The organism is Polaromonas sp. P3_C2, from assembly GCF_056402675.1.
Genome location: NZ_JBFUGX010001192.1, coordinates 1 through 676, shown reverse-complemented (window position 1 = coordinate 676; position 676 = coordinate 1). Strand labels below are relative to the sequence as shown.

Here is a 676-nt window from a genome sequence, read left to right as displayed (position 1 = left end):
GAATTGGCTTACACCGGGCGGCGAATGCCGGCGGCCAAGGCGCTGGGCTACGGCCTCGTCAATGAAGTGTTTGACTCGGCCGAGGCGATGCTGGCGGCCGCCATGCAATGCGCCGGCGAGATTGCCACCAAGCCGCCGGTGGCCATCTGGGGCACCAAGCAGGCCATCCACTACACGCGTGACCACTCGGTGGACGACGCGCTCAAGCAGATGGGCTGGCTGCAGGGCGYGATCTGGAGCAATGCGCATGTGCGTGAGGCGGTGACGGCCATGAAGGAGAAGCGCGCGGGCGACTTCAGTGCGCTGGCGCCTTTGAACCATTTCCGCGACCTCTGAGGCCTGCGGCGCCGAGCCGGTGAATCTCCCTCAATTGGAGGATGCAGTAGTGCGATACAAGTTCTAGAGTGGTTTCCCGTGCAACCGAGGAGCTGTTCGTGAAAACACCGCCTTCCGTCCCCACTGCGGCCCGCTTCACATTTACCGTACTGGCCCTGCTGCTCTCGGTGGGGAACAACCATGCGCAGCTCGGAAAGCCGACCTACACAAGACCGGCACCGGCCAAATCAGAACCCACGACCGTAAAACACGATGCAGGGAAAGACAAACCCGTAGCCTATGACAAGTCCGCGAAACAGAGTTCCGAGCTGGGCGTGAGCGGAGGCACCATCTGCCATGT

General features: G+C 62.2%; 2 protein-coding genes. Both read left to right on the top strand.

The window, feature by feature from the left end; genetic code table 11:
- Window positions 1-336 (top strand): enoyl-CoA hydratase-related protein (locus AC1DWI_RS25535; RefSeq protein WP_477726235.1); only part of this gene is annotated, 336 nt, incomplete at its 5' end.
- 98 nt (window positions 337-434) lie between these two features.
- Window positions 435-676: hypothetical protein (locus tag AC1DWI_RS25530; RefSeq protein WP_477726234.1), on the top strand; the 242-nt coding region annotated here is incomplete at its 3' end.